Annotated in this window: 27 protein-coding genes; 14 read left to right on the forward strand and 13 right to left on the reverse strand. The window is 63.6% G+C overall.

Features of this window, described 5'->3' with window-relative positions; translation table 11 throughout:
* Nucleotides 1-15: 15 nt before the first annotated feature.
* Both pncB and gcvA read right to left on the reverse strand, forming a co-directional pair.
* Complete coding sequence (pncB, locus tag NKH52_RS14410; protein ID WP_352730438.1) at nucleotides 16-1,320, reverse strand: nicotinate phosphoribosyltransferase; 1,305 nt, start codon at nucleotides 1,318-1,320, stop codon at nucleotides 16-18.
* Nucleotides 1,321-1,456: 136 nt separating this feature from the next.
* Nucleotides 1,457-2,431, reverse strand: coding sequence for a transcriptional regulator GcvA (gcvA, locus tag NKH52_RS14415; protein WP_352730440.1), 975 nt, complete (start codon nucleotides 2,429-2,431; stop codon nucleotides 1,457-1,459).
* 266 nt (nucleotides 2,432-2,697) lie between these two features.
* On the opposite strand from gcvA, the gene speB reads away from it, so the two are divergent.
* The 4 genes from speB (at nucleotide 2,698) to NKH52_RS14435 (ending at nucleotide 5,954) form a co-directional block, all read left to right on the forward strand.
* Nucleotides 2,698-3,759: an agmatinase gene (gene speB / locus NKH52_RS14420; protein ID WP_352553126.1), complete on the forward strand. Its 1,062-nt coding sequence runs from the start codon at nucleotides 2,698-2,700 to the stop codon at nucleotides 3,757-3,759.
* A gap of 81 nt (nucleotides 3,760-3,840) precedes the next feature.
* On the forward strand, nucleotides 3,841-4,647 hold the full coding sequence (locus NKH52_RS14425) for a transporter substrate-binding domain-containing protein (protein WP_352730444.1): 807 nt from the start codon (nucleotides 3,841-3,843) through the stop codon (nucleotides 4,645-4,647).
* A 6-nt stretch (nucleotides 4,648-4,653) separates the two neighbouring features.
* Nucleotides 4,654-5,310, forward strand: a complete 657-nt coding sequence (locus tag NKH52_RS14430) for an amino acid ABC transporter permease (RefSeq protein ID WP_352730446.1) — start codon at nucleotides 4,654-4,656, stop codon at nucleotides 5,308-5,310.
* On the forward strand, nucleotides 5,307-5,954 hold the full coding sequence (locus NKH52_RS14435) for an amino acid ABC transporter permease (RefSeq protein WP_352730448.1): 648 nt from the start codon (nucleotides 5,307-5,309) through the stop codon (nucleotides 5,952-5,954). Before NKH52_RS14430 ends, NKH52_RS14435 begins: the two co-directional genes overlap by 4 nt.
* Nucleotides 5,955-5,976: 22 nt before the next feature.
* On the opposite strand, the gene NKH52_RS14440 is transcribed toward NKH52_RS14435, so the two are convergent.
* From NKH52_RS14440 to NKH52_RS14450, 3 genes are all read right to left on the reverse strand, one after another.
* Nucleotides 5,977-6,792: an oxidoreductase gene (locus NKH52_RS14440; protein WP_352730450.1), complete on the reverse strand. Its 816-nt coding sequence runs from the start codon at nucleotides 6,790-6,792 to the stop codon at nucleotides 5,977-5,979.
* Nucleotides 6,793-6,885: 93 nt separating this feature from the next.
* Nucleotides 6,886-8,151: a beta-ketoacyl-ACP synthase II gene (fabF, locus tag NKH52_RS14445; protein WP_352730452.1), complete on the reverse strand. Its 1,266-nt coding sequence runs from the start codon at nucleotides 8,149-8,151 to the stop codon at nucleotides 6,886-6,888.
* A gap of 44 nt (nucleotides 8,152-8,195) precedes the next feature.
* Nucleotides 8,196-8,774 (reverse strand): TetR/AcrR family transcriptional regulator, encoded by a 579-nt coding sequence (locus tag NKH52_RS14450; protein WP_352730454.1) that lies wholly within the window; start codon nucleotides 8,772-8,774, stop codon nucleotides 8,196-8,198.
* Between the two features lie 79 nt (nucleotides 8,775-8,853).
* On the opposite strand from NKH52_RS14450, the gene NKH52_RS14455 reads away from it, so the two are divergent.
* The 10 genes from NKH52_RS14455 to NKH52_RS14500 all read left to right on the forward strand — a co-directional run bounded on the left by NKH52_RS14455 (nucleotide 8,854) and on the right by NKH52_RS14500 (nucleotide 17,358).
* A complete protein-coding gene (locus NKH52_RS14455; RefSeq protein ID WP_023810720.1) occupies nucleotides 8,854-9,213 on the forward strand; it encodes a hypothetical protein in 360 nt (119 codons plus the stop codon).
* An 84-nt stretch (nucleotides 9,214-9,297) separates the two neighbouring features.
* A complete protein-coding gene (locus NKH52_RS14460) occupies nucleotides 9,298-9,756 on the forward strand; it encodes a nuclear transport factor 2 family protein (protein WP_352730456.1) in 459 nt (152 codons plus the stop codon).
* Nucleotides 9,757-10,089: 333 nt separating this feature from the next.
* The gene (locus NKH52_RS14465; protein WP_352730458.1) at nucleotides 10,090-10,848 is read left to right on the forward strand and encodes an ABC transporter ATP-binding protein; all 759 of its coding nucleotides are present in this window, start codon (nucleotides 10,090-10,092) and stop codon (nucleotides 10,846-10,848) included.
* On the forward strand, nucleotides 10,835-11,566 hold the full coding sequence (locus NKH52_RS14470) for an ABC transporter ATP-binding protein (RefSeq protein ID WP_081734824.1): 732 nt from the start codon (nucleotides 10,835-10,837) through the stop codon (nucleotides 11,564-11,566). The genes NKH52_RS14465 and NKH52_RS14470 overlap by 14 nt, the downstream gene beginning before the upstream one ends.
* Nucleotides 11,563-12,465 (forward strand): branched-chain amino acid ABC transporter permease, encoded by a 903-nt coding sequence (locus NKH52_RS14475; protein ID WP_013528427.1) that lies wholly within the window; start codon nucleotides 11,563-11,565, stop codon nucleotides 12,463-12,465. The genes NKH52_RS14470 and NKH52_RS14475 overlap by 4 nt, the downstream gene beginning before the upstream one ends.
* Nucleotides 12,462-13,511: a branched-chain amino acid ABC transporter permease gene (locus NKH52_RS14480; RefSeq protein ID WP_023810716.1), complete on the forward strand. Its 1,050-nt coding sequence runs from the start codon at nucleotides 12,462-12,464 to the stop codon at nucleotides 13,509-13,511. Before NKH52_RS14475 ends, NKH52_RS14480 begins: the two co-directional genes overlap by 4 nt.
* The gene (locus NKH52_RS14485; protein WP_352730461.1) at nucleotides 13,508-14,686 is read left to right on the forward strand and encodes an ABC transporter substrate-binding protein; all 1,179 of its coding nucleotides are present in this window, start codon (nucleotides 13,508-13,510) and stop codon (nucleotides 14,684-14,686) included. The genes NKH52_RS14480 and NKH52_RS14485 overlap by 4 nt, the downstream gene beginning before the upstream one ends.
* The gene (locus tag NKH52_RS14490) at nucleotides 14,683-15,447 is read left to right on the forward strand and encodes a cyclase family protein (protein WP_352730463.1); all 765 of its coding nucleotides are present in this window, start codon (nucleotides 14,683-14,685) and stop codon (nucleotides 15,445-15,447) included. The genes NKH52_RS14485 and NKH52_RS14490 overlap by 4 nt, the downstream gene beginning before the upstream one ends.
* Before the next feature lie 71 nt (nucleotides 15,448-15,518).
* Complete coding sequence (locus NKH52_RS14495) at nucleotides 15,519-16,775, forward strand: cysteine desulfurase-like protein (protein ID WP_352730465.1); 1,257 nt, start codon at nucleotides 15,519-15,521, stop codon at nucleotides 16,773-16,775.
* 1 nt (nucleotide 16,776) lies between these two features.
* Nucleotides 16,777-17,358, forward strand: a complete 582-nt coding sequence (locus NKH52_RS14500) for a cupin domain-containing protein (RefSeq protein WP_127260870.1) — start codon at nucleotides 16,777-16,779, stop codon at nucleotides 17,356-17,358.
* Between the two features lie 86 nt (nucleotides 17,359-17,444).
* Here the strand turns inward: NKH52_RS14500 and NKH52_RS14505 are convergent, their stop codons facing one another.
* From NKH52_RS14505 to NKH52_RS14540, 8 genes are all read right to left on the reverse strand, one after another.
* Complete coding sequence (locus NKH52_RS14505; RefSeq protein ID WP_352730468.1) at nucleotides 17,445-18,848, reverse strand: MATE family efflux transporter; 1,404 nt, start codon at nucleotides 18,846-18,848, stop codon at nucleotides 17,445-17,447.
* Nucleotides 18,849-19,015: 167 nt separating this feature from the next.
* Nucleotides 19,016-20,602: an FGGY-family carbohydrate kinase gene (locus tag NKH52_RS14510; protein WP_352730470.1), complete on the reverse strand. Its 1,587-nt coding sequence runs from the start codon at nucleotides 20,600-20,602 to the stop codon at nucleotides 19,016-19,018.
* Nucleotides 20,599-21,282: an HAD family hydrolase gene (locus NKH52_RS14515; protein WP_352730472.1), complete on the reverse strand. Its 684-nt coding sequence runs from the start codon at nucleotides 21,280-21,282 to the stop codon at nucleotides 20,599-20,601. Before NKH52_RS14515 ends, NKH52_RS14510 begins: the two co-directional genes overlap by 4 nt.
* Before the next feature lie 15 nt (nucleotides 21,283-21,297).
* A complete protein-coding gene (locus tag NKH52_RS14520; protein ID WP_352730474.1) occupies nucleotides 21,298-22,776 on the reverse strand; it encodes a mannitol dehydrogenase family protein in 1,479 nt (492 codons plus the stop codon).
* Nucleotides 22,777-22,925: 149 nt separating this feature from the next.
* Entirely contained in the window at nucleotides 22,926-23,696 is a 771-nt protein-coding gene (locus NKH52_RS14525) for an L-iditol 2-dehydrogenase (RefSeq protein ID WP_128304237.1), read from the reverse strand.
* A gap of 2 nt (nucleotides 23,697-23,698) precedes the next feature.
* Nucleotides 23,699-24,697 (reverse strand): ABC transporter ATP-binding protein, encoded by a 999-nt coding sequence (locus NKH52_RS14530; RefSeq protein WP_023810706.1) that lies wholly within the window; start codon nucleotides 24,695-24,697, stop codon nucleotides 23,699-23,701.
* A 50-nt stretch (nucleotides 24,698-24,747) separates the two neighbouring features.
* Nucleotides 24,748-25,572: a carbohydrate ABC transporter permease gene (locus NKH52_RS14535; protein ID WP_352553102.1), complete on the reverse strand. Its 825-nt coding sequence runs from the start codon at nucleotides 25,570-25,572 to the stop codon at nucleotides 24,748-24,750.
* 11 nt (nucleotides 25,573-25,583) lie between these two features.
* Nucleotides 25,584-26,456, reverse strand: coding sequence for a carbohydrate ABC transporter permease (locus NKH52_RS14540; RefSeq protein ID WP_013528414.1), 873 nt, complete (start codon nucleotides 26,454-26,456; stop codon nucleotides 25,584-25,586).
* Nucleotides 26,457-26,549: the final 93 nt, after the last annotated feature.

Here is a 26,549-nt window from a genome sequence, read left to right on the forward strand (position 1 = left end):
GCGCAGCCTCCACGCTCACACCTTGACCAGTTGCTCCACGCGGTCCTTCTCGCCAAAAATCCTGAGATACCGCTCGATCTCTTCCTCATCCCCCGTCGCCTTGGCCGGATTGTCGGAAAGCTTGACCGCTGGCCTGCCATTGGCCTCGGTGACCTTGCAAACCAGCGATATGGCGTCGAGGCTGTTGGTTTCCGTCGGCGCGCAGCCTTCGAAATCATTGGTCAGATTGGTGCCCCAGCCGAAGGACATACGCACCTTGCCCTTGAAGTGGCGATAGGTCTCCTCGATCGTCTCGACCTCGAGCCCGTCGGAGAAGATCAACAGCTTCTGCTTGGGATCCTTGCCCTTGTCGCGCCACCAGGCGAGAATCTTTTCGCCGCCCTCGATCGGCGGTGCGCTGTCGGGGCGGAAACCCGTCCAGTCGGCCACCCAGTCCGGCGCGTCGCGCAGGAAGGAGGCGGTGCCGAACGCATCGGGCAGCACGATCAAAAGGTTGCCGCCATAGTAGCGCTGCCAGTCCTGCAGCACCTTGTAGGGCGACTGTCTCAGTTCTTTTTCCGAGTCGGCAAGTGCTGCAAACACCATAGGCAGCTCATGTGCATTGGTGCCGAGCGCTTCGAGGTCGTTGTCCATGGCCAGCAGCACGTTGGAAGTGCCGGTGAACGCCTCGCCGATGCCTTCCTTCAGCGCCTCGACACACCAGCGCTGCCACAGGAAGGAATGGCGCCGGCGCGTGCCGAAGTCCGAGATGCGGATGCCGGGCAGCGCCTTCAGCCGCTCGGTCTTGGCCCACATCTTGGACTTGGCGCGGGCATAGAGCACGTCGAGCGCGAAAGGCCCGAACGCCCGCATCGCCGCGCGCGATCGAAGTTCATTGATGATGGCGAGCGCCGGGATTTCCCACAGCGTGGTGTACATCCACGGCCCGCTGAAGGTCAGCTCGTACTGCCGGTCGCGCTTCGACAGCTCATACTCGGGCAGCCGGAAGCCTTCCAGCCAGGCCAGGAACTCCGGCTCGAAGATCTGCTTGCGGCCATAGAAATTGTTACCGCCGAGCCAGATCATCTCCTTTTTGGAGAAGCGCAGCGTGCGGGCATGGTCGAGCTGCTCGCGCAATTCGCCCTCGTCGATCTCGTCGGCAAGCCGCACAGAGGTGGTGCGGTTGATCAGCGAGAAAGTCGTGTCGACCTTGGGATACATGCCCCAGATCATCTGCAGCATCAAAAGCTTGTAGAAATCCGTGTCGAGCAGGCTGCGCACGATCGGATCGAGCTTCCAGGTGTGGTTGTAGACCCGCCGCGCAATATCGGTCTTAGCCATGTTTCAACACCGCCTTCGCTGCCTGCCATCCACAATCGCGACAGGCCTCATAGCATCGAATCGGCCAGAACGCTGCCCGCTTTCAGGCTGGCCCGACAAAAAGAGCTGCCTGCACGCGGTGGCGCAGAACCTGGCATCAGTTTGCGGATTTGCCGCCCATCACCCTGAGCGCCGGACGCTTGCGGCGGCTGACGATGCGGCCGGCCACCGGGGCGTCGGCACGCCCGTCATCCCCGGCCTTCTCGGCGAACAGCCAGTCGATGAACACCTGCACGATCGGCGTCGCCCTCATTTCGTTGCGGCAGACGACGTAGAAATCGTCGACCGCCGGCACCGACAGGCTGAACGGCGCGACCAGCATGCCCCTGGCCAGCAGCGCGCTTGCCGTCACGGAGTCGCCCAACGCCACGCCATGGCCGTGCACCGCCGCCTCGGTCGCCATACGCGCATCGCCGAGGTGATGGCGGCGACCCCGCTCCAGGTCCAGCGCATCGGCCGCCGCCAGCCAGGTGTGCCATTCGCGACCGTCGTCGCCATGCAGGAAGACATGGTCGGCGAGATCCCTGACGCTGCGGATCGGGCGGTTGTTGATCAAGGTCGGGCTGACCACGGGAAACAGTTCGAGGCCCGACCATTTTCGCATCCAGCAATCGGTCCAGCTGCCGTCGCCATAATGCACGCAGACATCGATGTTCGGCGCCCGCAAATCCCTGGGGTCGTTCGAGGGAATAAGCGTCAGCCTTATGTCGGGATATTGCGCCATGAAACTGCCGAGCCGCGGTGTCATCCACAGCAACAGCAGCGCGGGCACGCAGGAGACTGAAAGTGTGCCGCTGCTCGCCGGCCTTGTCATGCGCTGGGTGGCGGCGGCGATGCTGTCGAAGGCGGTCGAGACCGCCGGCAAAAGTTCGGCGCCATGCGGTGTCAGTTTGACCCGCTGGCCGACCCGCTCGAACAGCTTGACGCCGAGCGACTGCTCGAGTGCCTTGATCTGGTGGCTGATGGCGCCATGCGTGACATTCAGCTCACTGGCCGCCTTGGTCAGCGAGCCATGCCGGGCCGTTGCTTCGAAAGCGCGCAGCGGATTGAGGGGCGGCAGGCGTTTGGGCATGAGCATCCATTGAAGCACGATCCCGAAAAGTGGAGGCCGGTTTTCGGATGAGATCGTGCTCAGAGTTCATTGTGAGATTTTCTCACAGAAAACACCTTAACAATATCAATTGATTTTTCAATGCGGCTGCCGGACACTTGAGCCCGGAACAGCTTCAAGACGTGAAATCTGCAGGCAGCCAGCGGGACAGCGACCCGGCCGGATGACGGTCGCTTCGCCAGACGTCACCAACGGTCGCACTGCATCAGCCGGCAGGAGGAGCGAATATGGGTTACGATCGCGGCAAACTCGACGCGTTGCGTCGCAAATATGGTGAAAGCCATGGCGGCGAAATGTTCGACCCGAAGTTTCGCAAGGTCGCCGACAAGATCTTTTCCAAGAGCGGTACACGGCTGGCGCCCTATTCCGGCATCCCGACCTTCCTCGCAGCACCCTACCGCGAAATATCGGCCGACAATCCGGATTTCGGAGATTTGCAGGTAGCGATGATCGGCGTGCCGATGGATCTCGGCGTCACCAATCGGCCGGGCTCGCGCTTCGGGCCAAGGGCGCTGCGCGCCATCGAGCGCATCGGTCCCTACAACCACGTGCTGGAGTGCGCGCCGACGCATGAACTCAGGGTCGCCGACATTGGCGATACGCCGTTCCGCAGCCGCTACCGGCTGGAAACCAGCCATGAGGATATCGAGCGCCGCACCAACCAGATCGTCGATGCCGGCGTCATCCCGCTTTCGATCGGCGGCGACCATTCGATCAGCCATCCAATCCTCAAGGCCGTCGGTAAGAAGGCGCCGGTCGGGCTGATCCACATCGACGCGCATTGCGACACCAGTGGCCTGTTCGACATGACCAAGTTCCACCACGGCGGACCGTTCCGCAACGCCGTGCTCGACGGCGTGCTCGATCCGACGCGCACCATCCAGATCGGCATCCGCGGTTCGGCCGAATATCTGTGGGAGTTCACCTACGAGTCCGGCATGACCGTGGTGCATGCCGAGGAGGTGACCGGTCTCGGCATTCCGGCCATCATCGAGAAGGCGCGCAGAATAGTCGGCGACGGGCCGACCTATGTCTCCTTCGACATCGACAGCGTCGACCCGGCCTTCGCGCCCGGCACCGGCACGCCGGAAGTCGGCGGGCTGACGACGCGCGAAGTGCTCGAACTGCTGCGCGGCCTGAAAGGCCTTAACATTGTCGGCGGCGACGTCGTCGAGGTGGCACCGCAATACGACTCGACCACCAACACGGCGCACGCCGCGGCACAGGTACTGTTCGAGATCCTGAGCCTGATGGTGTTCAGCCCGGCGATCACAGGCAAGGGCGCCTGACTTTCAGAAAAGCAAAGGCGGCCGCCGCGCTGGAGCCGGCGGCCGTATCCAACAAACAAGCTTCCAGACAGGGGAATAACAATGACAATCCGAAAGACATTTTCATCTATCGCCGCCGTGCTGATGCTCGGCACGGCCGGCTTCGGCCTCTCGATTCAGGCCGCAAGCGCCGATGCGCTGGCGGACATCACCAAGGCCGGCACCATCAATGTCGGCGTCTTCGCCGACTTTCCGCCCTTCTCCTCGGCCAGCGCCGATATGAGCCTCAAGGGCTATGATATGGATGTCGCGCAATACATCGCCGATACGCTCAAGGTGAAGCTCAACCCCATCGCCGTCACCGGCCAGAACCGCATCCCGTATCTGAACGACAAGCGCGTCGACATCCTGATGAGCGTCGGCTACTCGAAGGAACGCGAACAGGTCATCGACTTCGCCGCCGCCTACGCGCCCTACTACATCGCCGTGATCGGTCCGGCGGCACTGACGGTCAAGGGCAAGGAAGACCTCGCCGACAAGTCGATCGCCGTCAATCGTGGCACGCTGGAAGACACCTCGCTCACCGAGGCAGCACCGGCGTCGGCCGACATCAAGCGCTTCGATAACTACAATTCGGTGATCCAGGCCTTCATCTCCGGCCAGACGCAGCTGATGGTCGTCGGCAACGATGTCGGCGCGCAGGTGCTGGCCAAGCAGGATGCGCTGAAGCCGGAGCAGAAGTTCCAGCTTCTGACCTCGCCTTCGCATATCGGCCTCAACAAGAACGAGGACGGCCTGAAGAAGGCCGTCAACGACGCGGTCGCCAAGATGCTGGCCGACGGCAAGCTGGACGAAAGCTCGAAAGCCTGGCTGAAGACGCCGCTCAATCCCGAAAACCTCAAGGATTGAGTTTCCGTGGCCTTTGCCTGGCTCCCGGATGCTTTGGGCGACATCGCGCACGGTGCGGCCACGACGATCCTGCTGATCGCCGTGACCACGCTGGCCGGAACGCTGCTCAGCATCCTGGGTGCCGCGGGGCGACGAAACGGCCCTGTGCTGCTCAAGCGGGCAATCGCCTGTTACGTCGAGGTGATGCGCAACACGCCGTTCCTGGTGCAGTTGTTCTTCATTTTCTTCGGGCTGCCGAGCCTCGGCATCCGGCTCGACCCGATCCTGGCCGCCATGCTGGCGATGACGCTCAACATGGCGGCCTACACCATCGAGATCGTCGGCGCCGGGCTTGACGCCGTGCCTGGCGGCCAGACGGAGGCAGCGCTCGCATTGGGCTTGCGGCCACGCCAGGTCTTCGTCAAGATCGTGCTGCCGCAGGCACTTAAGATCATCTATCCCGCGCTCACCAGCCAGATCGTCATCATGATGTTGGAGTCGGCCGTCGTGTCGCAGATCGCGGTGCGCGAGCTGACCTACGAGGCCGACATGCTGCAGGCACGCACCTTCCGCTCTTTCGAGACCTATTTCGTCGTGACGCTGGTCTATCTCGCTCTGTCGATGGCCTTGCGCCGGCTGCTGGTGTCAGGCGGACGCCGTGCGCTCGGAGCTGGCGTGTCATGATCGAATTCACCTTCTGGGACATCGTGCGCAACCTGCTGCTCGCCGCCCGCTGGACAGTGCTGCTATCGCTGGCCGCCTTCATCGGCGGCGGCATCGTCGGCCTGGTCGTGCTGTTCTTCAGGATCGCCAAAAACAAGTGGAGCAGGCGCATAGCCTCCGGCTACATCGCCCTGTTCCAGGGAACGCCGCTCTTGATGCAGCTGTTCCTGATGTTCTTCGGGCTGCCGATGCTCGGCCTGCGCATCGAACCCTGGACGGCGGCGGCGCTCGGCCTCACCTTCTTCGCCAGCGCCTATCTCGCCGAAATCTGGCGCTCCGGCGTCGCGGCGCTACCCCTGGGCCAATGGGACGCCGGCGCCAGCCTTGGCCTGCACTATTTGCAGGAGCTGAGGCTGATTATCCTGCCGCAGGCCTTTTCGATCACCCGCGCACCGACCGTCGGCTTCCTGGTTCAGCTGATCAAATCGACCGCGCTGACCTCGATCATCGGTTTCGAGGAACTGGTACGGACCTCCAACGCCATCAACAATGCGACCTTCGAACCGTTCAAGGTCTACGGGCTGGTGGCGCTGATCTTCTTCGTCATGTGCTTTCCGCTGACGCAATACGCCCGCAGGCTCGAGAAACAGGCGGCTGCTCGCTGACGCGCCAAGGCAGCGCTCGATTTCAGGCCGGCAGCCCAAGCTGCTTGCGCAGGCTCTTGTCGAATGCGGACGCGGGGACGAAACGGCGCAGGAAACTGACCTGGCGCGCCATTTTTCCCGCCGCATAGCGTTTCTTCGGCGCGGGATCGGTCGCCGCGGCCAAAACGGTCTTCGCGACCACTTCGGGCGCATCGCCTTTTTCCATCGCCTTCCGCACGGATACAGTCATCCCGGCGCGCGCAGAGTCGTAGATTTCGAGCGACCGGTCGGGGGCGGCAAGATTGTCCTCGAATGATGTGCGGGTATAGGCGGGCTCCACCAGCGAAACGCGGATGCCGAACGGGCGCAATTCGTGATCGAGCGACTCCGAATAACCCTCGATGGCATGTTTGGTCGCCGAGTAAAGCGCGAAATAGGGAGCGGGGATGAACCCCTGCACCGAACTCAAATTCACGATTCTGCCCTTCCCTTGGCGCCGCATTGCCGGCAGCACCGCGTTGGTCACGCGGAAAACGCCGAAGACGTTCACGTCGAACAGCGCCTTGGCCTGGGCGGTCGAGGACTCCTCCGCGCCGCCAAACAGGCCCATGCCGGCATTGTTGACAAGCAGGTCTATGCGTCCGGCCTTGGCCAGAACGTCATCGACCATTGTCGCGACGGACGCGTCGTCGGTCACGTCGCAGGTCAGCATGGTCACGCCGGCGGATGGCTGGGAGGCCGCGCGACGGCTGGTTCCGAAGACGCGAAAGCCGGCGCCTAGCAAGGCGTCGGCGGTAGCGCGCCCGATGCCGGAAGATGCCCCTGTCACCAGGGCGACGCCGGGATTGGTCTTGTTCATGGAAATCGTGTCCTTCTTTGCGTTGGATCGGATTGGGAAAAGCATGAGAGGCCGGGGCAAAGGGTGTTGGTCATGACTGCGTCCGGCTACCGGTTAGTTCCAGCGTCTGAACAGGGCGCTGGCATTCACGCCGCCAAAGCCGAAGCCATTGGAGATCGCGTACTCCATCTCCATCGGCCGGGGCGCGTTTGCGACGAAGTCGATGCCGTCGCCGGCCGGATCGGCCTCGCCCAGGTTGAGGGTTGGCGGGGCGACCTGATCCCTGAGCGCCAGGATTGCGAAGATCGCACCCAGCCCGCCGGCCGCTCCGAGCAGGTGTCCGGTCGCCGATTTCGTCGCACTGACAGCTATCGCGAAATCGCGCCCGAACACGCTCTTGATCGCTTCGATCTCACCCAGGTCGCCGACTGACGTGGAGGTCGCATGCGCATTGAGATGACGAACCTCGCGTGGCGAAATCCCTGCCTGGGCAATCGCGATCTGCATGGCCCGGCGCGCGCCGTCGCCGTCCTCCGGCCCGGAGGTGACGTGGTGGGCATCCGCGGTCGTGCCGTAGCCGACGAACTCAGCCAGCGGCTTTGCGCCGCGCGCCAACGCGTGGTCCAACGCCTCGATGACCAGCACGCCGGCCCCTTCGCCCATGACGAAGCCATCCCGCGATGTGTCGAAAGGGCGCGAGGCTTGGGCCGGCGCCCAATTGAAGCCGGTTGAAAGAGAGCGAGCGGCGGCGAAACCGCCGAGACTGACGGTGTTGATGCACGCTTCCGTTCCGCCGCATACAGCGATGTCGGCTTCGTTGGCGCGGATCAGGCGGGCGGCGTCGCCGATCGCCTGGATGCCCGCCGCGCATGCGGCCACCGGTGCGCCGAGTGGACCTTTGAAACCATGACGGATCGAGATGTGGCCCGCCGCGAGGTTCACCAGGAAGGACGGCACCGTAAAGGGAGACAGGCGGCGGGCGCCACGCAGGTCCACCGTGCGCACCGCCTCGGTGATGGCGGGGAACCCGCCGACTCCTGAAGCGATGATCGTGGCCGTGCGCAGGCGCTCCGTTTCCAGGGCAGGCTTCCATTGCGCCTGCGCAAGCGCCTCTTCCGCCGCCGCCAACGCAAACAGAATGAACCGGTCCACCTTGCGCTGATCCTTCGCGGACAGGACGGCATCGGCACCGAAACCAGCCTCCGGATCTTCGCCCAGGGAGGGAACCACGCCGCCAATCTTAACCGGCAGCTCTCCCACCACATCGTCCGGAAGCCTGCGAACGCCGGACCGGCCGGCAAGCAGGCGTGACCAGGACGCTTCGACATTGGCGGCCAGGGGCGTGACCGCTCCCATGCCCGTGACGACAATCCGTTGCATCTGCTCTCCTGTCCCTGGTGTGCCGGCGGCGCTGCTCGCGCCGTTCAAGTGGCGACTGCTTCGCGAACCTGATCGGCCGCCGCATCCAGAAAAGCCCGCGCAAGGTCGGGATCGTTGACAACCCGCGAGAGCACGACCGCGCCGACCATCGTCGAGAGAACGGCCATTGCCTTTTTTCCGCTCTTTTCGCTGTCGCCCTCGCCAACCCAACTGCCGAGCATCTCAAGGTACGCCTTGATGCCGTCTTCGAATGACGCCTTCACCTCGGCACCCTGCCTGGCTGCATCCGAACCGAGCGCAACGACCGGGCAGCCGTCCATCTTTTCCCCGCGATGGTCCATGCTGAGGTAGAATGAGATCACCCCGTCGAGCGGGTTCCCAGGATGTGCCGCGGTCGCGGCTGACCATTTGTGGGTGGCGCTTTCCATCGCCCGCCTGGAAGCCAGCGCCGCCAGATCGTCCTTCGACTCGAATTGCTTGTAAAAGGCGCCCTGGGTCAGCCCGGCACCCTTCATCAGATCCTTGAGGCCGATGCCGTCAAAGCCGCGCTCCCGAAAAAGCCGGCTTGCCACATTGATCACGGTCTCGCGGTTTTCCGCGGCCTGAGTGCGACTCACACGCATCGTCATCTCCTTTTAGATTGCATCCGTAATCTATACCCTATATAGAGGGTGAACGCAATCTAAAAAAAGGACAAATGAGATGATCCGCAAAACCCTGAGCGCCTCGCTCCTGGCGGCGCTGTTTCTTGCAACCCCGGCTCTCGCCGAGGAAGCCACCATCGGACGCCCGATCGAAGGCGGCAGCCTGCACCAGGGACACTTGGACATGGTGGCCTACTACGTTCCGCGCGGCGACTTGCTTGAGGTCACCGCCACTTTCGCACCGAAGACCGGGGGTGATCCGCTGCGGTTCGTCATGGGCCTCGCCAACAGTGACGCCGTGGCATTTTCCATACCGGGCCACCCGGGCTCGCTCTACGCGTTCTCAAGGTCCGGTAAGGAAGTGACGGTCTCGACCGGGACCGGCACATCCCTGCGAGCCGATGCGACAACGCCCTGACCTGACGCGCAGGCCGCGGCCGCGCGATGCTGGCCGGGGCTCTCGCGTCCGATCACGCCATCCCAATGAGCCTGGAGAGGTCACATGCTTTACAGCTATTTTGTCGAGAAATCGATCCGGCAGAGCTTCGACGACGTCAACAACCATCGCTGGGACGCGGCGGTGAAGGCCATCGCGCCGCATGTCCATCACCGGGTTGGTGGCGCCCACGCGCTTGGTGGGGAGCGCCACGACAGGCAAGCCCTGCGCCGGTGGTTCGAGCGCCTCGGCCGTGTTCTGCCCACTCTCCATCTCACGGTCAACCACGTCTGGGTGAAGGGCTGGCCGTGGCATACCACCGTGTTTGCCCAGTGGGATGGCACCGCAACCCTGCTCAACGGTGATACGTCCTACATCAACCGTGGTCTCCACGTGTTCACGCTGCGGTGGGGCACGGTTCATGCGCTCGAGGAATTTTATGATTCACAGGCGGCGGCGCGCGGTCTCGCCGCCCAGGCCGCAGCCGGCCTCGAAGAAGCTGTCGCCGAGCAGATAACAAGCTAGCAGAAGCGCGGTCCGAGGACAGCCAAGATTACGGGCCGGTCGCGCTGATCTTTTTCGTCACGTGCCTTCCGCCCGCGCAGTATGCGCGGAGGCTCGAGAAGCGAGCGCCGGCGCTGGACTGCAAGCCAGGAAACCCAGTTCGGTAGCGCAGCCCTGCATCGATGCCGGTGCTGTCGCGGCAACGGTCGAGCCGAGGCAGGCATATAGCTTTCCTGCTAGGAATAGGTCTTGACATCTTGCCGTTCGAATTGTCCATTTGATGCTTGACCGGGCCGAACGGGGCGGCGAGGGCGGACAGGGGCAAACCGGCGCGTGGATAGACAGTCGAGTCGAGTGCTGTTGAAGACGGTTGGGCTGACAAAAGCCTTTCGAGGGCTGGTTGCCCTGCGGGATCATTCCATCGAGCTGCACGAAGGTGAAATCATTGGGGTAATCGGGCCGAATGGCTCGGGCAAGAGCACGCTTTTCAACCTGATCACCGGCTTCTCCCAGCCGAATTCCGGTAGCATCGAGATGGAGGGCCGTTCGATCGTCGGCCTGCGCACATCGCAGATCGTCGCGATGGGCATCGCCCGCACCTTCCAGGGTTCTCGCCTATTCGGCAGCCTCAGTGTCGCACAGAACGTGCTGACGGCGGCGCAGCTGCGCCATCCTGTCGGGCCCGCCGATACCGTGCTGCGCGGTCGGCGCTATCGCGAGCGGGTGGCCGCGACGCGGCAGCAGGCCGACGAACTCCTCGACCTCATGGGCCTGATAGATCAGGCCGGCAGGGTCGCCGCGGATCTTCCCTACGGCGATCAGCGGCGGCTGGAGATTGCGCGTGCGTTGGCGACCGGCCCGCAGCTGCTGCTGCTCGATGAGCCCGCAGCCGGGCTTGATTCCAACGAGACCAAGGTGTTGGCGGCGCTGATTCGGACGATTCGTGACCGCTACGGCGTAACGGTGGTCGTTGTCGAGCACGACATGGACCTGATCATGGCGCTGTGCGAACGCATCCAGGTGCTGGCGACCGGCGAGGTGATCTGCGTCGGAACACCGGAGCAGGTACGCGAACACCCGAAAGTGCGGGAGGCGTATCTTGGCCACGCCTAGCCCCGTTCTGCTCAGCGTCGAGAACCTCGAGGTCAATTTCGGCGCGGTGCGTGCGCTGAAGGGCATTTCGCTCGATGTCCATGCCGGCGAGGTGGTGGCGTTGGTGGGGGCCAACGGCGCCGGCAAGAGCACGACCTTGCGCACCATTTCCGGCCTGTCGCGGCCGCGCGGCGGCAAGATCATCTTCGATGGCAAGCCGATCGGAGGTATCGCTCCGTCGCGTATCGTAACTCTGGGCATCGCGCAGAGCCCGGAGGGCAGGCGCCTGTTCGGCGGCCTGACGGTGGCCGACAATCTGCGGCTCGGCGCCTGCACCCGCACCGACAAGGAGGCCATCGTCAGAGATAGCGAGCGCATGTTCATGCTGTTCCCGATTCTCAAGCAGCGGCTGAAGCAACTGGCCGGCACGCTGTCGGGGGGCGAACAGCAGCAGCTTGCTCTGGCGCGTGCGCTGATGGCGGCGCCGCGCCTGCTGCTGCTCGACGAGCCTTCGCTCGGCGTTGCGCCGCTGCTGGTCCGCCACATCTTCAGCGCGCTTGCCGAACTGAAGCGCCAGGGCATGACGATGCTGCTGGTGGAACAGAACATCACGCTTGCCCTGGACCTCGCCGACCGCGCCTATGTGCTGCGCACGGGTCAGGTGGCGCTGTCGGGCCGGTCCGCGGAACTGCGCGACAGCGAACGCGTGGCCCAGGCATATCTCGGGGCGGCAACATGACCCAGCTGGACTATATCCTGCAGCAGATCGTCAACGCGGTGAGCCTCGGCAGCCTCTACGCACTGGTGGCGGTCGGCCTGTCGATCGTCTTCGGCGTCCTCAAGCTCACCAATTTCGCGCATGGCGACGTCATGATGGTAGGCGCCTTCGGGGTAGCTCTGCTGGTCGGCATCGGCGTTCCGTTCCCGGTCGCCGTGATCTGCGGCATCGCCGCAGCCGCCGTCGCCGGCTTCCTCATCGAACGCATCGCCTATCGTCCGATCCGCGACGCGCCCGACGTTGCGCGACTGCTCACCAGCCTCGCCGTCACCTACATCATCGAGAACGTCGGAATCCTGGTGTTCACCTCCTCGCCGCGCAATTTTCCACTCCCCGATATTCTCAACACCTCCTGGGAAATGTCGAACGGCGCCATCACCTTCACCAGCATCAATCTCCTGACCATCGCGCTGACCTTCGTGTCGCTGCTGCTCCTCGGCTGGTTCATCACGCGCACCACGACCGGGCTCGGCATGCGCGCCGCAGCCGAGGACATGTCGGCGGCACACCTTGTCGGTCTGAACGTCAACCGGCTGATCATCGTCGCCTTCATCGTCGCATCCGCCTATGCCGGCCTCGCCGGCATTTTGTGGGCGGCACAGGCCGGCGTGGTGCAGCCGCAGATGGGCTTCACGCCGCTCCTGAAGGCTTTCGTGGCGGCAATCATCGGCGGCTTCGGGTCGATCGCGGGCGCCCTGGTGGGCGGCTACATATTGGGCGCGCTGGAGATCTTCATCGTCGCATTCCTGCCGAGCAGCGTCTCGTCCTATCGCGACGCAATCGTCTTCGCCGTGCTGATCGCCTTTCTCCTGGTGCGCCCGGGCGGGCTGCTCCAGCCAAACCGGGAGATAAAGCTGTGAGCCGGGAAGCGCGGATCACACTCCTCGTCCTCGTCGCCCTGGTGGCGGGAGCAGCTGTCGCTTTCGGTGCGCCGCACGTGCTGAGCGACTATTTCGTCCGGATTATCCTGCTGATCGCGCTGAATGCAATCCTGGTGCTGGCGCTGTCGCTGAGCAACGGTTTTACGGGCGTGTTTTCGCTCGGTCATGTCGGCTTCATCGGCGCCGGCGCGTATATATCGGGAATACTGTCGATTCCCGTACAGCAGAAGATGGCACTGCTGCCGCATCTCCCGGCGTTTCTGCATGCTTTCAGCCTCCCCTTCCTGCCGGCGACGCTGGTGGCAGGTCTTCTGACGGCGCTGCTTGCCGTGGTCGTCGGTTATCCCTTGATGCGCCTGTCGGGCTATTTCGTTTCGGTGGCGACGATGGGATTCTTGATTATCGTCAACGTAGTGCTGATCAATGCGTCGGATTTCACCCGAGGCGCCCGCACTTTCACCGGCGTGCCGCTGGAGACGACGTTGCCCTGGGTGATGGGTTGGCTCGCCATCACGGTGTTCGTTCTGGCGCGCCTGGTCTATTCGCCTTTCGGGCGCGCCATGAAGGCGGTGCGCGACGACACAATCGCGGCCAGCGCTGTCGGCATCGGCGTGTTGCGGACCAGACTGATCGCCTTCGTCATCGGCGCATTCTTCTCAGGCGTCGGCGGGTCGCTCTACGCACATTATCTCGGCTCGTTTTCGCCGAACACCTTTTACTTCGCGCTGACGATGAGCCTGATCACAATGCTGGTGCTGGGCGGCATGGGCTCCCTGACCGGCGCGGTGGTTGGCGTCATCTGCGTTTCGCTGTTGTCGGAGGTCCTGCGCTCGGTCGAACGCGGCTTCACGATCGGCGATTTCGCGGTGCCGGCCCTGTTTGGCGCCAGCCAGATCGTGCTCGGCTTCATCTTCATTCTAGTCATGATCTTCCGGCCGAAGGGGATCATGGGGGACCGGGAACTTACGTTCGGATTAACCCAAAGATCGGCAACGGTGAACCAGACAGAGGAACGAAAACGATGATCAAACTCACTCGACGCGACACCATCGGCCTGGGACTGGGCGCATTCTTCGCGCTTGCCTCGGCCAGCACGGCACTTGCTGCCGACACGATCAAGATCGGCTATCCGGCAAACCTGACCGGCATTCAGGCCTCGCTCGACGGTCCGATGCTGAATGGCGCCAAGCTGGCGGCAAGCGAAATCAACGCCGCCGGCGGCGTGCTCGGCCAACAGATAGAACTGGTGATCTACGACTCCAAGAGCGATTCGACGACGATCTCGACCGTCGCCAGCCAGTTGATCGACAGCGACAAGGTCGTCGGCATCATCGGCTTCGCCGATTCCGATTCGGTGCTGGCCATCGGACCGCAGGTCCAGAAGGCGCAGATCCCGTTCATCACGCCCGGCGCGACCTCGCCGAAATTGCCGAGCCAGCTCGGCAACGAGATCTTCCTCGCCGCCTTCGGCGACAACGTTCAGGCTGCGGTTGGCGCGGAATTTGCGCTGAACAAGCTGAACGGCAAGACCGCCTACCTGCTGACCGACATCGGCACCGAATACACAACGCTGCTGTCGGACTACTTCGTCACCGCCTACGAGCATGGCGGGGGCAAGATCTTGGAGCGCGACACCTACAAGATCGGCGACAAGACCTTTACCGCGCAGATCGCCAAACTGAAGGCGCTGTCGCCGCAGCCCGACTTCGTCTATGCGTCGTCGAATGCCGAGGAAATCGGCCTGATCTTGAAGCAGATGCGCCAGGCCGGCATCAACCTGCCGGTGGTCGGCGGCGACGGTTACGACACGCCCTTGCTGATCCAGGTCGGCGGCGACGCGGCCAAGGACACCTACTTCACCACCCACGCCTATATCGGTGAGGGCGCCACCTCGAAGGTGCAGGCCTTCATCGACGCCTACACCAAGTCGGCCGGCAATGCCCCGGAGAACGCGTTCGCTGCGCTCGGCTACGATTCGGTCAAGCTGATGGCCGACGCGATCAAGCGTGCCGGTGCGCCGGATCCGGCCAAGATTCGTGACGCGTTGGCCGCTACGTCCGGGCTCGACGGCGTGACCGGAACGATCACCTACCGCCCGGGCATTTCGGTGCCGGACAAATCGGTCTCGGTCATCGGTGTCAAGGACGGCAAGCTTGTCCTTGCAAGTGAAGCGGCACCGACCTTCGTCGCGGAGCCGTGATCTTGTCCACTCCGGGTTCCCTGTGGGACATCTACAGGTCGCGGCTCTCCGCCGCGACCTTCACCGACCTGACGCATGCCTTTCATCCGGGCCAGCCGCACTTCCCGGCCTTCCCGGACGAGGAGCGCCGTGCGTTGCTCGATTTTTCGAAGGGTGACGCCTTCCAGGTCCACCACTACGCCTTCGTCGGACAGTGGGGCACCCATGTCGATCCCCCGGTGCACTTCATCGACGGCGGCCGCTCGATCGACCAACTGCCGGTGGCGGAGATGCTTCTGCCGTTGGTCATCCTCGACATCAGCGACAGGGTCGCCGCCGATCCCGACGCGACGCCGACGCTCGACGACATTTCCGCCTGGGAGACACGGAACGGCCGTATCCCGGAAAAGTGTTTTGTCGCACTTCGCACTGGGTGGTGGCCGCGCTGGCCAGATCCCGTGGCGTTTCAGAACAAGTCGGCCGACGGTATCTCGCATGCGCCGGGCTGGTCGAAGCCGGTGCTGGAGGAACTTTTGGAACGCCGCGGTGTCGCTGCCATCGGGCACGAGGGCATGGACACCGATCCCGGCCGCGCCACTTCCGCGGGTGACGCAAGCCTGGAATACTATGTGCTGTCCCGCGACTGCTGGCAGATCGAGCTCCTGGCCAATCTCGACAAGGTGCCTGAAGCCGGCGCGTTGATAATGGCAAGCTGGCCAAAGCCAAAGGCCGGATCCGGCTTCCCGGCTCGCGCTGTCGCCATCCATGAAGCGGCCGGCTGAACGCGTGAAACCGCAGCTGGCGGCGTCTAGGGGCCGCCACACAACGATCACCAGACACACGGAATTCAGACATGGATGTAGACACAGTCCGCGATGCTTTTCCGGCGATGGCGAGAGGTGCCGAGCCGAAGAAGCGGATTTTCTTCGACAATCCCGCGGGAACCCAGATGGCGAGCCGTTCGATCGAGCGCATGACGCGTGCCATGATCGAGACCAACGCCAATCTTGGTGGCTATTTCGAAACCTCACTCGCGGCCCAGGCGATGGCCGACGACGCGCATCAGGCGATGGCCGATTTCTTCAATGCCGCGGACCGGCGTGAGGTGGTGTTCGGCCAGAACATGACGACGCTGACTTTCGCCGTCTCGCGCGCCATCGGCCGCGATCTGAACGCCGGCGACGCCATCGTGTTGACGCGCATGGATCATGACGCCAACGTCGCACCATGGCTGATGCTGGCGGAGGATCGCGGGCTTGAGGTACGCTGGATCGACCTCGATCCAAAAACGTTCGAACTCGACCTGTCAACGCTGGAGGCCACTATCGACGAGGAGGTCAAGCTGGTCGCCGTCGGCTATGCCAGCAACGTTACCGGCACGATCAACGACGTGAAGCGGATCGCGCAGCGCGCACGCGCGGTCGGGGCGCTGAGCTATATCGACGCGGTGCAGTTCGCGCCGCATGGGGTGATCGACGTCCAGGAGATCGGCTGTGATTTCCTGGTTTGCTCGGCCTATAAATTTTTCGGACCGCATCACGGGGTGTTGTGGGGCCGGTTCGATCTGCTGCAGGCACTGACCGCCTACAAGGTGCGCGCGGCTTCGAACACGCCACCTGGAAAATTCGAGACGGGGACGACAAGCCGCGAGGCGCTTGCCGGGGTGCTTGGCGCCGTCGAGCACTATGCCTGGCTCGGACAGTCCTTCGGCAACGTCCACCCGCAGGCGACGCGGCGCGAGCGCATCGTCGCCGGCATTGAAGTCGCCGACCGTCATGAGCGTGTCCTGACAGCACGGCTGATTGCCGGATTGTCCAGAATTGATGGCGTCGTCATCCAGGGTATAACCGATGTGGCGGCGCTGGGGCGCCGGGTGCCTACCGTGTCGATCACCGTTGACGGAACCGATCCCGCCGATATCGCCAAGGCGATGGCAAAGGAAGGCATCTATCTCTGGCACGGCCACAATTACGGTTTGGAGCCAATCAAGCGGCTGGGGCTTGCGGACCGCAACGGCGTCGTCCGCATCGGGCTGGCCCATTATAACACCGAGGCGGAAGTCGATTTTCTGTTGGCGAAGCTGGCGGACTGGATGAAGACGCGGACCTGACATGCGCGACAGAAACGGAACCCCGAGGATCGGCGTCAAGCTGCGCCATGCCAGACAGGTGCTTGGCCTCAGCCTGGAAGAGCTCGGCGCCCGCATCGGGCTGACCGAGGGTTATCTCTCGAAGATCGAAAACGACCGCGCGACGCCCTCGATGGCGGCTCTGCACCGGCTGGTGCAGGCGCTGGGCATCAACATGAACGCTATGTTCGGCACGCTGCAGCACAATGCCTCGGAAGTGTTCGTGTTGCGGCAAAACGAGCGTCCGCACATGGAGACGGGACATCGGCGCTCGGGCAACCATGTCGTGCTCGAGCAATTGGTGCCATCCGGTCCGGAGTATCTGCTGCAGATCAACGTCCACGTGATCGAGGCCGGCGGCGGCAGCCTCGAGTTGATCAGCCATAAGGGACAGGAATTCGGCTACGTGCTCGAAGGTTCCGTCGAGTTGCTGGTCGAGGCGAACGTGGTGGCGCTCGAGGCAGGCGACGCGTTCTATTTCAACTCCGAACTCGGCCATGGCTACCGCAATATCGGTTCGACCACGGTCCGTATCCTCTGGGTCAACACGCCGCCGACATTCTGACCGCCTCCATCGCGGAGTTGTGAAGGCGTTGTTCAATGAGCCAACGCCCACAGGACAACAGCCGCCGGGCCACCGGCCGTTCTGTTTCAATGCTCAAACACCAGCGGCGGCGCCAGTCGGTCGCGCCGCAGCCAGCGCGCCAGCAGCAGCGCGGCCACCACGGCCAGCCCCGTCGACAGGCCGATCCAGATACCGACGCCATGCAGGCCGAAATGGAAGGCGAGCAGCACGCCGAGCGGCAGGCCGACGCCCCAATAGCCGATCGCGGCATAGATCATCGGCACCTTGGTGTCGTGCAGGCCGCGCAGCATGCCGGCGGCCACCGCCTGGGCGCCGTCGAAGACCTGGAACAGCGCGGCAAAGGCCAGGAACGACACCGCAAGCGCGATCACCCTGGCATTGGCCGGATTGCCCAGATCGATGAAGGCGCTGATCAGCGGATGCGGCCACAGGATCATCACCAGCCCCATCAGCGCCATGAACGAGACGCCGATGACGAAAGCGGTCCAGCCGGCGCGCGAAACGCCTTCCGGATTGCCGGCGCCGTGCGCAAGCCCGACGCGCACCGTCACCGCCTGGTTGAGGCCAAGCGGCACCATGAAGGAGATCGAGGCGATCTGGATGGCGATCGCGTGCGCCGCCAGCGAATCCGCGTCGATCAGACCCATCAGCAGGGCCGCCGCATTGAAGATCGTCACCTCGAAGGCGAGAATGCCGGCAATCGGCAGGCCGAGCCGCAACAGTCCCTTGAAGCGCGGCCAGTCGGCGCGCCAGAAGCGCCCGAACAGACGGTAGCGGCGGAACTTCTTCTCCAGCATCACCACGGCAGCCAGGCCGATGAACATCAGCATTGAGGACAGCGAGGTGGCAAGGCCCGAACCGGCAATGCCCATTGCCGGCACGCCGAGATTGCCGAACATGAACACCCAGTTGAAGAAGACGTTGCAGGCGACGGCGACGAAGACGATGACCAGCGCCCAGCCCGGCCGCTCCAGAGCCGAGATGAACGAGCGCAGCACGATATAGCCGTAGAAGGGCAGCACCGCCCATTCGAGCCAGCGCAGATAGATGCCGGCCTGATGCGCCAGAACCGGGTCCTGGCCCATGGCCAATAGAATGCCCTCGCCGTGCCAAAGCACGAGCCAGATCGGGATCGAGATCAGGATCGCCAGCCACAGGCCCTGGCGCACGGTGCGGCGCAGGTCGCGCACCGAATAGCGGCGGCGGCCAAGCTCGGTGGCAATCATCGGCGAGGTCGCCAGCATCAGGCCGAGGCCGAAGATCAGCGGCATGAAATAAAGGTTGGCGCCAAGCGCGCCGCTAGCCAGCGTATCCGAGCCCAGACGACCCATCATCATGACGTCGGTGGCCGTCATCGCGGTCTGGCCGAGATTGGTCAGCACCATCGGCCAAGCGAGCGCCAGCGTCGCCCTGATTTCCTGACGCCAAAGATTTTCCGGCGCGCGAGCGCCGGCTTCGATCGCAGACATTGTTCCGCTCTTTCCAGCTACGGCACGTCGGCCAGAGCCGGAAGCCGCATGTCAAACGGCAAAACCTTCGGTTTCGCGGCGTTTGCGTCAGCTTCTGGACGAAACGCGACATGAAGGCAAGAGAGGAGGGACGGGAACGGATTGAGCCAGGGACCGGCCCCAATGCTCTACCGGATCGCGTCCAGCATCCGCCGCTGGCGGTGCATTTCGAGGAAAACCTTGTAGTCGCGCTCGAAACGCCCTGATGATTTCGGGTTCGACGGGCGCCTCCTGCCGCCTTGCTGCATGGCAAGACAGGCGGCGTTGAGGTCGGGAAACAGCCCGGCAGCGGTGGCGGCGATCATGCCGGTGCCGAGCAGCACCGCCTCGTCGGCCAGCGGCTCGATCACCGTGCAGCCGGTGGCGTCGGCGTAGAGTTCCATCAGCAGCGGGTTCTTGGTGTGGCCGCCGGTGACGTGCAGCGTGTCGATCAGATAGCCGTTCTCGTTCAGCGCCTCCAGCACGTGGCGCACGCCGAGCGCGATGCCGACGGCGGTGCGCCAGTAGAGCTTGCACAGGCTGTCGAAGGAGGAGTCCAGCGTCAGCCCGCTGACGACGCCGACGGCATGCGGATCGGCGAGCGGTGAGCGGTTGCCATGAAAGTCGGGCAGCACATGTAGCCTTGCGGCGAGGTTGTCGCCCTCGGCGGCGCGCAGCTCGGCGACACGCCTGGCGATCTTCGCATGCATGGCGGCATCCGGCTCGCCGCCGGCGCCGTGCCAGCGGATGATGTGGTCGAGCAGGGCGCCGGTCGCCGACTGGCCGCCTTCCGACAGCCACAGCCGGGGCAGCGCCGCGCCGTAATACGGCCCCCAGACGCCGGCGAAGGGCTGCGGATCCGGTGACATCGCCATGACGCAGCTCGACGTGCCGGCGATCAGCGCCAAATGCCGGCCGATGTCCTGTTCGTCGCCGGCAAAGCCGCCGAGCACGCCAAGTGCGCCGGCATAGGCATCGATGACCCCGGCGCCGACCCGGCATTTCTCGCTCAGCCCAAGCTCGGCCGCCGCTTGCGCCGTCAATCGGCCGATATCGGTGCCGACCGGCCTGGCCCTCTCCGGCAGGTTGCCGTGCTCGAAAAGATCGCCGAGGCCGACGAGTTCGAAGAAATCGCGCCGCCAGCCTGTGTCCTCATGTGCCAGATAGGTCCATTTGGCGGTCAGCGTGCATTGCGAGCGGGCCAGCGAACCCGTCGCTTGCCAGGTCAGGAAATCGGTCAGGTCGAATAAATAGCCGGCTTCATTCCACGTCTGCGGCAAATTGCGCTTCAGCCACATCAGTTTCGGCGTCGCCATTTCCGGCGACATGACGCCGCCGATGTAATTCAGCACGGCGTGGCCGCTTGCCGTGCATTCGTCGGCCTCGGCAATGGCGCGGTGGTCGAGCCAGACGACGGTGTCCCAGCGTTTGTCGCCCGTGACCGAGACACTGAGCTGGCTGCCTTGCCGGTCGCGCACCACCAGCGAACAGGTGGCATCGAAGGAGATGCCGACAATGTCCTCAGGCTCGACACCGGCTTTTTCGCGGGCAGCGCGCACGGCGGTGCAGACGGCCGACCAGATATCGCGCGAATCATGCTCGGCGTGATCGGGCTTCGGCTGGTTCATGGCGATCGGCCGCTCGGCGCGGCCGAGCAAGGTGCCACTGGTGTCGAGAATGCCCGCGCGAGCGCTCCCGGTGCCGACATCGACCGCGCAAACGAACTGTTTCGTCAAGATGCTCTGTCTCTCGCTCCCAGGCCTGCAATCAGATCGGGCAATTGCAGCATGTCAGCGAATATAAAGTCCGGTTCACTCGACGCAAGCCGCGCTTTCAAGGCGGGATTGCCGGCATGCGATCCGCCGGTGAAGGCGAGCACGCGCATCCCCGCCGCGCGCGCAGCAGCGATGCCGGCCGGGCTGTCCTCGACGACGAGGCATTTGCGCGGATGGGCCCGCATGCTGGCGGCGGCATGCAGGAACAGATCCGGCGCGGGCTTTCCCTTGGCCACCATGGTGGCACTGAACAGATGCGGTTCCATCAGCCCAAGCAATCCGGTGACGTCGAGCGCGTAGCGGATGCGGTCGAGCGTGCCCGAGGACGCGACACAGTACGGCAGCCCAAGCTTGGGCAGCATCTCCTTGACGCCGGCGATCGGCTTCAGCTCCTCACGGAATTTGCGCATCAATTCGACGCGCATCTCGGTCAGGTGCAGGTCGGTGATATCGAGCCCGAAGTCGCGGCCGAGGATCTCGCGCACGCTTTTCATGCTCTTGCCGAGGAAATGCTCGTAGGCGGCGTCCTCACTGACGCTGCCGCCGGCAAGTTTGACCATGCCAAGCAGCGCCGATACGGAGAGCGCCTCGCTGTCGACCAGCACGCCATCGCAGTCGAAGATGACCAGCTCAGCCGTCATGACGGAGAATGGCTCTCAGAGCTTGCCGGCGAGGTAGCGCGTCAGCGTCGCCCGCGCGCCATTCGCCCACAGCACGTCGAGCGCATGGGCAAAGGCCTCGACAAACGCCGTCGCGCGGCCGACATCGCCATAGATGTCATCCATGGCGAGCCAGGCGGCGGGAGCATCCTTTGCCGCCTTTGCCGTCGCTTGCAGCCGGTCCCAGCTCGGATCGTTGGGCTCGATGACGGCGCCGCTGTCGGTCGTGCCGAAGCAGTAGCGGCACCAGAGCGCTGATTCCAGCGCCAGGCCGACGACGCTTTTCCCGGCCTTCAGCCGGTCGGCGATGGTCGGGATGATGAATTTCGGCTGGCGGTTGGAGCCGTCGAGGCAGAGCCGGCGCACCGTGTCGCCGATCTTGGGATTGGAGAAGCGGCTCTCGATGAGCTGGTAATAATCTTCCAGGACCGTGTCCGGCACCGGCGGCACGGTCGGGATGATTTCCTCCCGTTCGAGCTTGGCCAGAAACCCGCTCACCAGCGGCTCCTGCATCGCCTCATGGACGAAATGGATGTCCATCAGCCCGGCCGGATAAGCGATGGTGGCGTGGCCGCCATTGAGGATGCGGATCTTCATCAATTCGTAGGGCGCAACGTCTTTGACGAACTGCACGCCGACCTTTTCCAACGGCGGCCGGCCATCGGTGAAATGGTCCTCCAGCACCCACTGCCGGAACGGTTCGCAAAACACCGGCCAGTTGTCCTCGAGGCCAAAATCCTTGGCGAGAATGCCGCGCTCGCGGTCGGTGGTGGCCGGCGTGATGCGATCGACCATGCCGTTCGGAAAGGCGACATGCTCGCTGAGCCAGTTCGCCAGGTCCTCGTCTATCAGGCGGGCCAGGCCGATGACGCCGTCGGAGGTGACATGGCCATTGTGGGGAATGTTGTCGCACGACATGACCGTGAACGGCACGGTGCCCTCGTCGCGCCGCCGCACCAGCCCGGCAAGGATGATGCCGAACACCGTCTTCGGCGTGGCGCCCGGTTGAGCATCGGCGACGATGTCGGGATGGGTCGGGTTGAACACGCCGGAGGCCGGGTCGATGAAATAGCCGCCTTCGGTGATGGTCAGCGAAACGATTTTGATGGCCGGGTCGGCAAGCTGTTCGATGATGCCGGCGGCATCGCCAGGCATCAGGAAGTCGATCATGGCGCCGGTGACGCGTGCGCTCATATGGCCGCTGTCCTGCTCGACCACGGTGGTCAGCCAGTCCTGCTCTTCCAGTTTGCCGCGACCGATCTTTTCACCGTCGAACACGCCGGCGCCGATCAGCGCCCAGTCATGGCCGATGCCCGCATTGAACAGATCGTCGAGATAGACGGCCAGATGCGAGCGGTGAAAATTGCCGACGCCGAAATGCACGATGCCGGCCTTCAATGTTGCGCGGTCATACTTCGGACCGGCGACCTCAGTGGGCAGCTTGGAGAGGTTTGAGGACGAGAGTTTTACGGTCATCTGTTTTACCCTTCGGCCGGGCTTCGGCCTTCGTTACGCCCTCTCCACGCGGAGAGGATAAGGGGTGGCATTTCTTGAGGTCGATACAGCCGCTGATGTCGGCCTCTGCTCCTCGCGGAGGTACGAGGAGCAGAGGCCGTCCCCCGCCCTCAACTCATCCACTGGCCGCCGTCGACATTGTAGGTCTGGGCGACGACGTATTCGGCGTCGGCGCTGGCGAGAAAAACCGCCATGCCGGTAAGGTCCTGCGCCGTGCCCATGCGGCCATAGGGCACCGCCTCGCCGACCAGTTTCTTCTTCTCGCCCCTCGGCCGGTTTTCATATTTGGCGAACAGCGAATCGACGTGATCCCAGTGCTCGCCGTCGACCACGCCAGGGGCAATCGCGTTGACGTTGATGCGGTGCTTGATGAGGTCGAGCCCCGCCGACTGGGTCAGCGAGATGACGGCGGCCTTGGTGGCGCAGTAGACGCCGACCAGTGCCTCGCCGCGGCGTCCGGCCTGGCTCGCCATGTTGATGATCCTGCCGCCCCGGCCAGCGGCGATCATCGAGCGGGCGGCAGCCTGCAGCATGAACAGCGTGCCGGCGACATTGACGGAAAACAATTTGTCGTAGCTTGCCTTGGTGATCTCGACGATCGGCGCCAGGTCGAACAGGGCGGCGTTGTTGATCAGGATATCCAGGCCGCCGGTCTTCGTCTCGACGGCTTTCACCGCCGCTTCGATCGAGGCGAGGTCGGTGACGTCGAGCTTGACCGCATAGGCCTTGCCGCCGATCTCGGCGGCCGTTTTCTGCGCCGCCTCGAGATTGATGTCGGCGATGGCGACGGTTGCGCCTTCGCCGGCATAGGCTTCGGCGAAGGCTCTGCCGATGCCGCGGGCCGAACCCGTGATCAGCGCGGATTTGCCGGCCAGTCTCATGCTCACATCGCCTTTCCGTCGGCGCCGAAGCGGTGCAGCTTGGCCTTGTCCGCTGTCAGATAGATGGTGTCGCCGTGACGGACGGCGAGTTCGCCGTCGGCGCGCACTGTCAGCGGACCGACGCCATCGGACTGGACGTGCAGGAAGGTGTCGGAGCCGAGATGTTCGGCGACGCCGACAGTGGCTTTCCATTCGCCCGCCGTGGTCGAGATCTCCAGATGCTCGGGACGGATGCCGATGGTCTTGGCGCCGTTTTTGGCAGCCGGCGCGCCTTCTATCAGGTTCATCTTCGGCGAGCCGATGAAGCCGGCGACGAACAGGTTCTTCGGCGTCTTGTAGAGCTCCATCGGCGAGCCGACCTGCTCGATGTTGCCGGCGTTCAGCACGACGATCTTGTCGGCCATGGTCATGGCTTCGACCTGGTCGTGGGTAACGTAGATCATGGTGGTCTTGAGCTGATGGTGCAACTCGCTGATCTCCAGCCGCATGGTGCCGCGCAGTGCCGCATCGAGGTTGGACAGCGGTTCGTCGAACAGGAAGGCGGTCGGCTGACGCACGATGGCGCGGCCGATGGCGACGCGCTGGCGCTGGCCGCCGGAAAGCTGGCCCGGCCGGCGTTCGAGATAGTTGGTCAGGTTGAGCACGCGCGCCGCGTCTCCCACCTTCTTGTCGATAGTCGCCTTGTCCTCGCCGGCCATCTTCAGCGGGAAGCCGATGTTCTTGGCCACCGTCATATGCGGATACAGCGCATAGGACTGGAACACCATGGCCAGCTTGCGCTTGGCCGGCGCCTCGCCGGTGACGTCGCGGCCGTCGATGTTGATGGAGCCGCCGCTGGTGTCCTCGAGCCCGGCGATCAGGCGCAGCAACGTTGACTTGCCGCAACCCGACGGGCCGACGAAGACGACGAATTCGCCATTCTCGATCACCAGGTCGAGACCGGGGATGATGGACGTCGCTCCGAAGGATTTGGAGACGTTCTTGAGCGTGATGTTTCCCATGATTTCCTCCCCGAGGGGTTATTTCTGCCGATTGCTTCAGGCAACGTCCGTTATTTCACCGCACCAAATGTCAGGCCGCGCACCAGCTGCTTCTGGCTGAACCAGCCCATAATCAGGATCGGCGCGATGGCCAGTGTCGAGGCGGCCGAAAGCTTGGCCCAGAACAGGCCTTGCGGGCTGGAGAACGAGCTGATGAAAGCGGTCAAGGGTGCGGCTTCCGTCGTCGTCAGCCGGATCGTCCAGAACGCCTCGTTCCAGGCCAGGATGATGTTGAGCAGCATCGTCGAGGCGATGCCCGGCACCGCCATCGGCGTCAGCACATAGACGATCTCGTTCCACAGCGATGCGCCGTCCATGCGCGCCGCTTCCAGGATCTCTCCCGGTATTTCGCGGAAGTAGGTGTAGAGCATCCACACCACGATCGGCAGATTGATCAGCATCAGCATGATCATCAGGCCGATGCGGCTGTCGAGCAGTCCTGTGTCGCGGAAGATCAGGTAGATCGGGAACAGCACGGCGACCGCGGGCATCATCTTGGTGGACAACATCCACATCAGGATGTCCTTGGTCCGCTTGGTCGGCGAGAAGGCCATCGACCATGCCGCCGGTATGGCGACCAGCAGGGCCAGGATGGTCGAGCCGACCGAGAGCAGCACCGAGTTGAAGAAGAACTTGAAGTAGCCGCTTTGCGCCTGAACCTCGGCATAGCTCTCGAACGTTCCCGACGGGATGATGCTGAAGCCCTGGATGGCTTCCTGCTCCGACTTGAACGAGGTGATGATCGTGTAGAGGATCGGGAAGAAGATCAGCAGGGCGACGATCCAGGCGGCAATTGTCGCAATCGTCTTGTGCTGGGTGGTGACTGAGCGTGCCATCGTAGCCTCCCTTACTTGTCCAGGTTCTTGCCGACCGCGCGCATGGCGAAGAAGGCAACGATGTTGGCGAGAATGACGGCGATCACGCCGCCGGCGGATGCCTGGCCGATTTTGAACTCCAGCAACGCCTTCTGGTAGACGAGGAAGGGCAGGTTGGTGGAGGCGTATCCCGGGCCGCCATTGGTGGTGACGAGGATCTCGGCATAGACGGAGAGGAGGAAGATCGTCTGGATCAGGATGACGACCGTGATGGCGCGCGACATGTGCGGCAGCGTCAGATAGATGAAGCGGCTGATGAAGCCGGCGCCGTCCATCTCGGCGGCTTCCTTCTGCTCACCGTCGAGCGACTGCAACGCGGTCAAGAGAATGAGCGTGGCGAAAGGCAGCCACTGCCAGGCGACGATGATGATGATCGCCAGCATCGGATGTTGCCCGAACCAGTCGATCGGCTGGGCCCCGAAGAAGCGCGCTATATCGGCGAACACTCCGTATTGCGGGTGCATGATCATATTCTTCCAGACCAACGCGGCCACCGGCGGCATGACGAAGAACGGCGAGATGACCAGAATGCGCACGATGCCCTGGCCCCACATCGGCTGGTCGATCAGCAACGCCAGAAGGATACCGCCGATCACCGTGATCAAAAGCACGCTGACCACCAAGGTGAGCGTGTTGAGGATCGATTGCAGGAAGGCCGGGTTGGAATAGAACAGCGCGTAGTTCGAGAAGCCGACGAAGCCGTCGCGGATCGGATTGAGCGGGTTGTACTGCTGGAAGGAGAACCAGATGGTGATGACCAGCGGCACAATCATCCAGACGAACAGCAGCACCACGGATGGCGCCATCATGAAACGGGCAAGCGAACGGGTCTGCTGAGTAGCCATGACGGTCACCCTTCACTGGTCAGACGGAATTTTCAAAAGGCGTTAAAGGCGGCCGCCCGAACTGGGAATTCGGGCGGCCGTTGCCGGTCAGGA

The sequence above is a fragment of the Mesorhizobium sp. M1066 genome (assembly GCF_040318635.1).
In the GTDB taxonomy this organism is placed as follows: domain Bacteria; phylum Pseudomonadota; class Alphaproteobacteria; order Rhizobiales; family Rhizobiaceae; genus Mesorhizobium.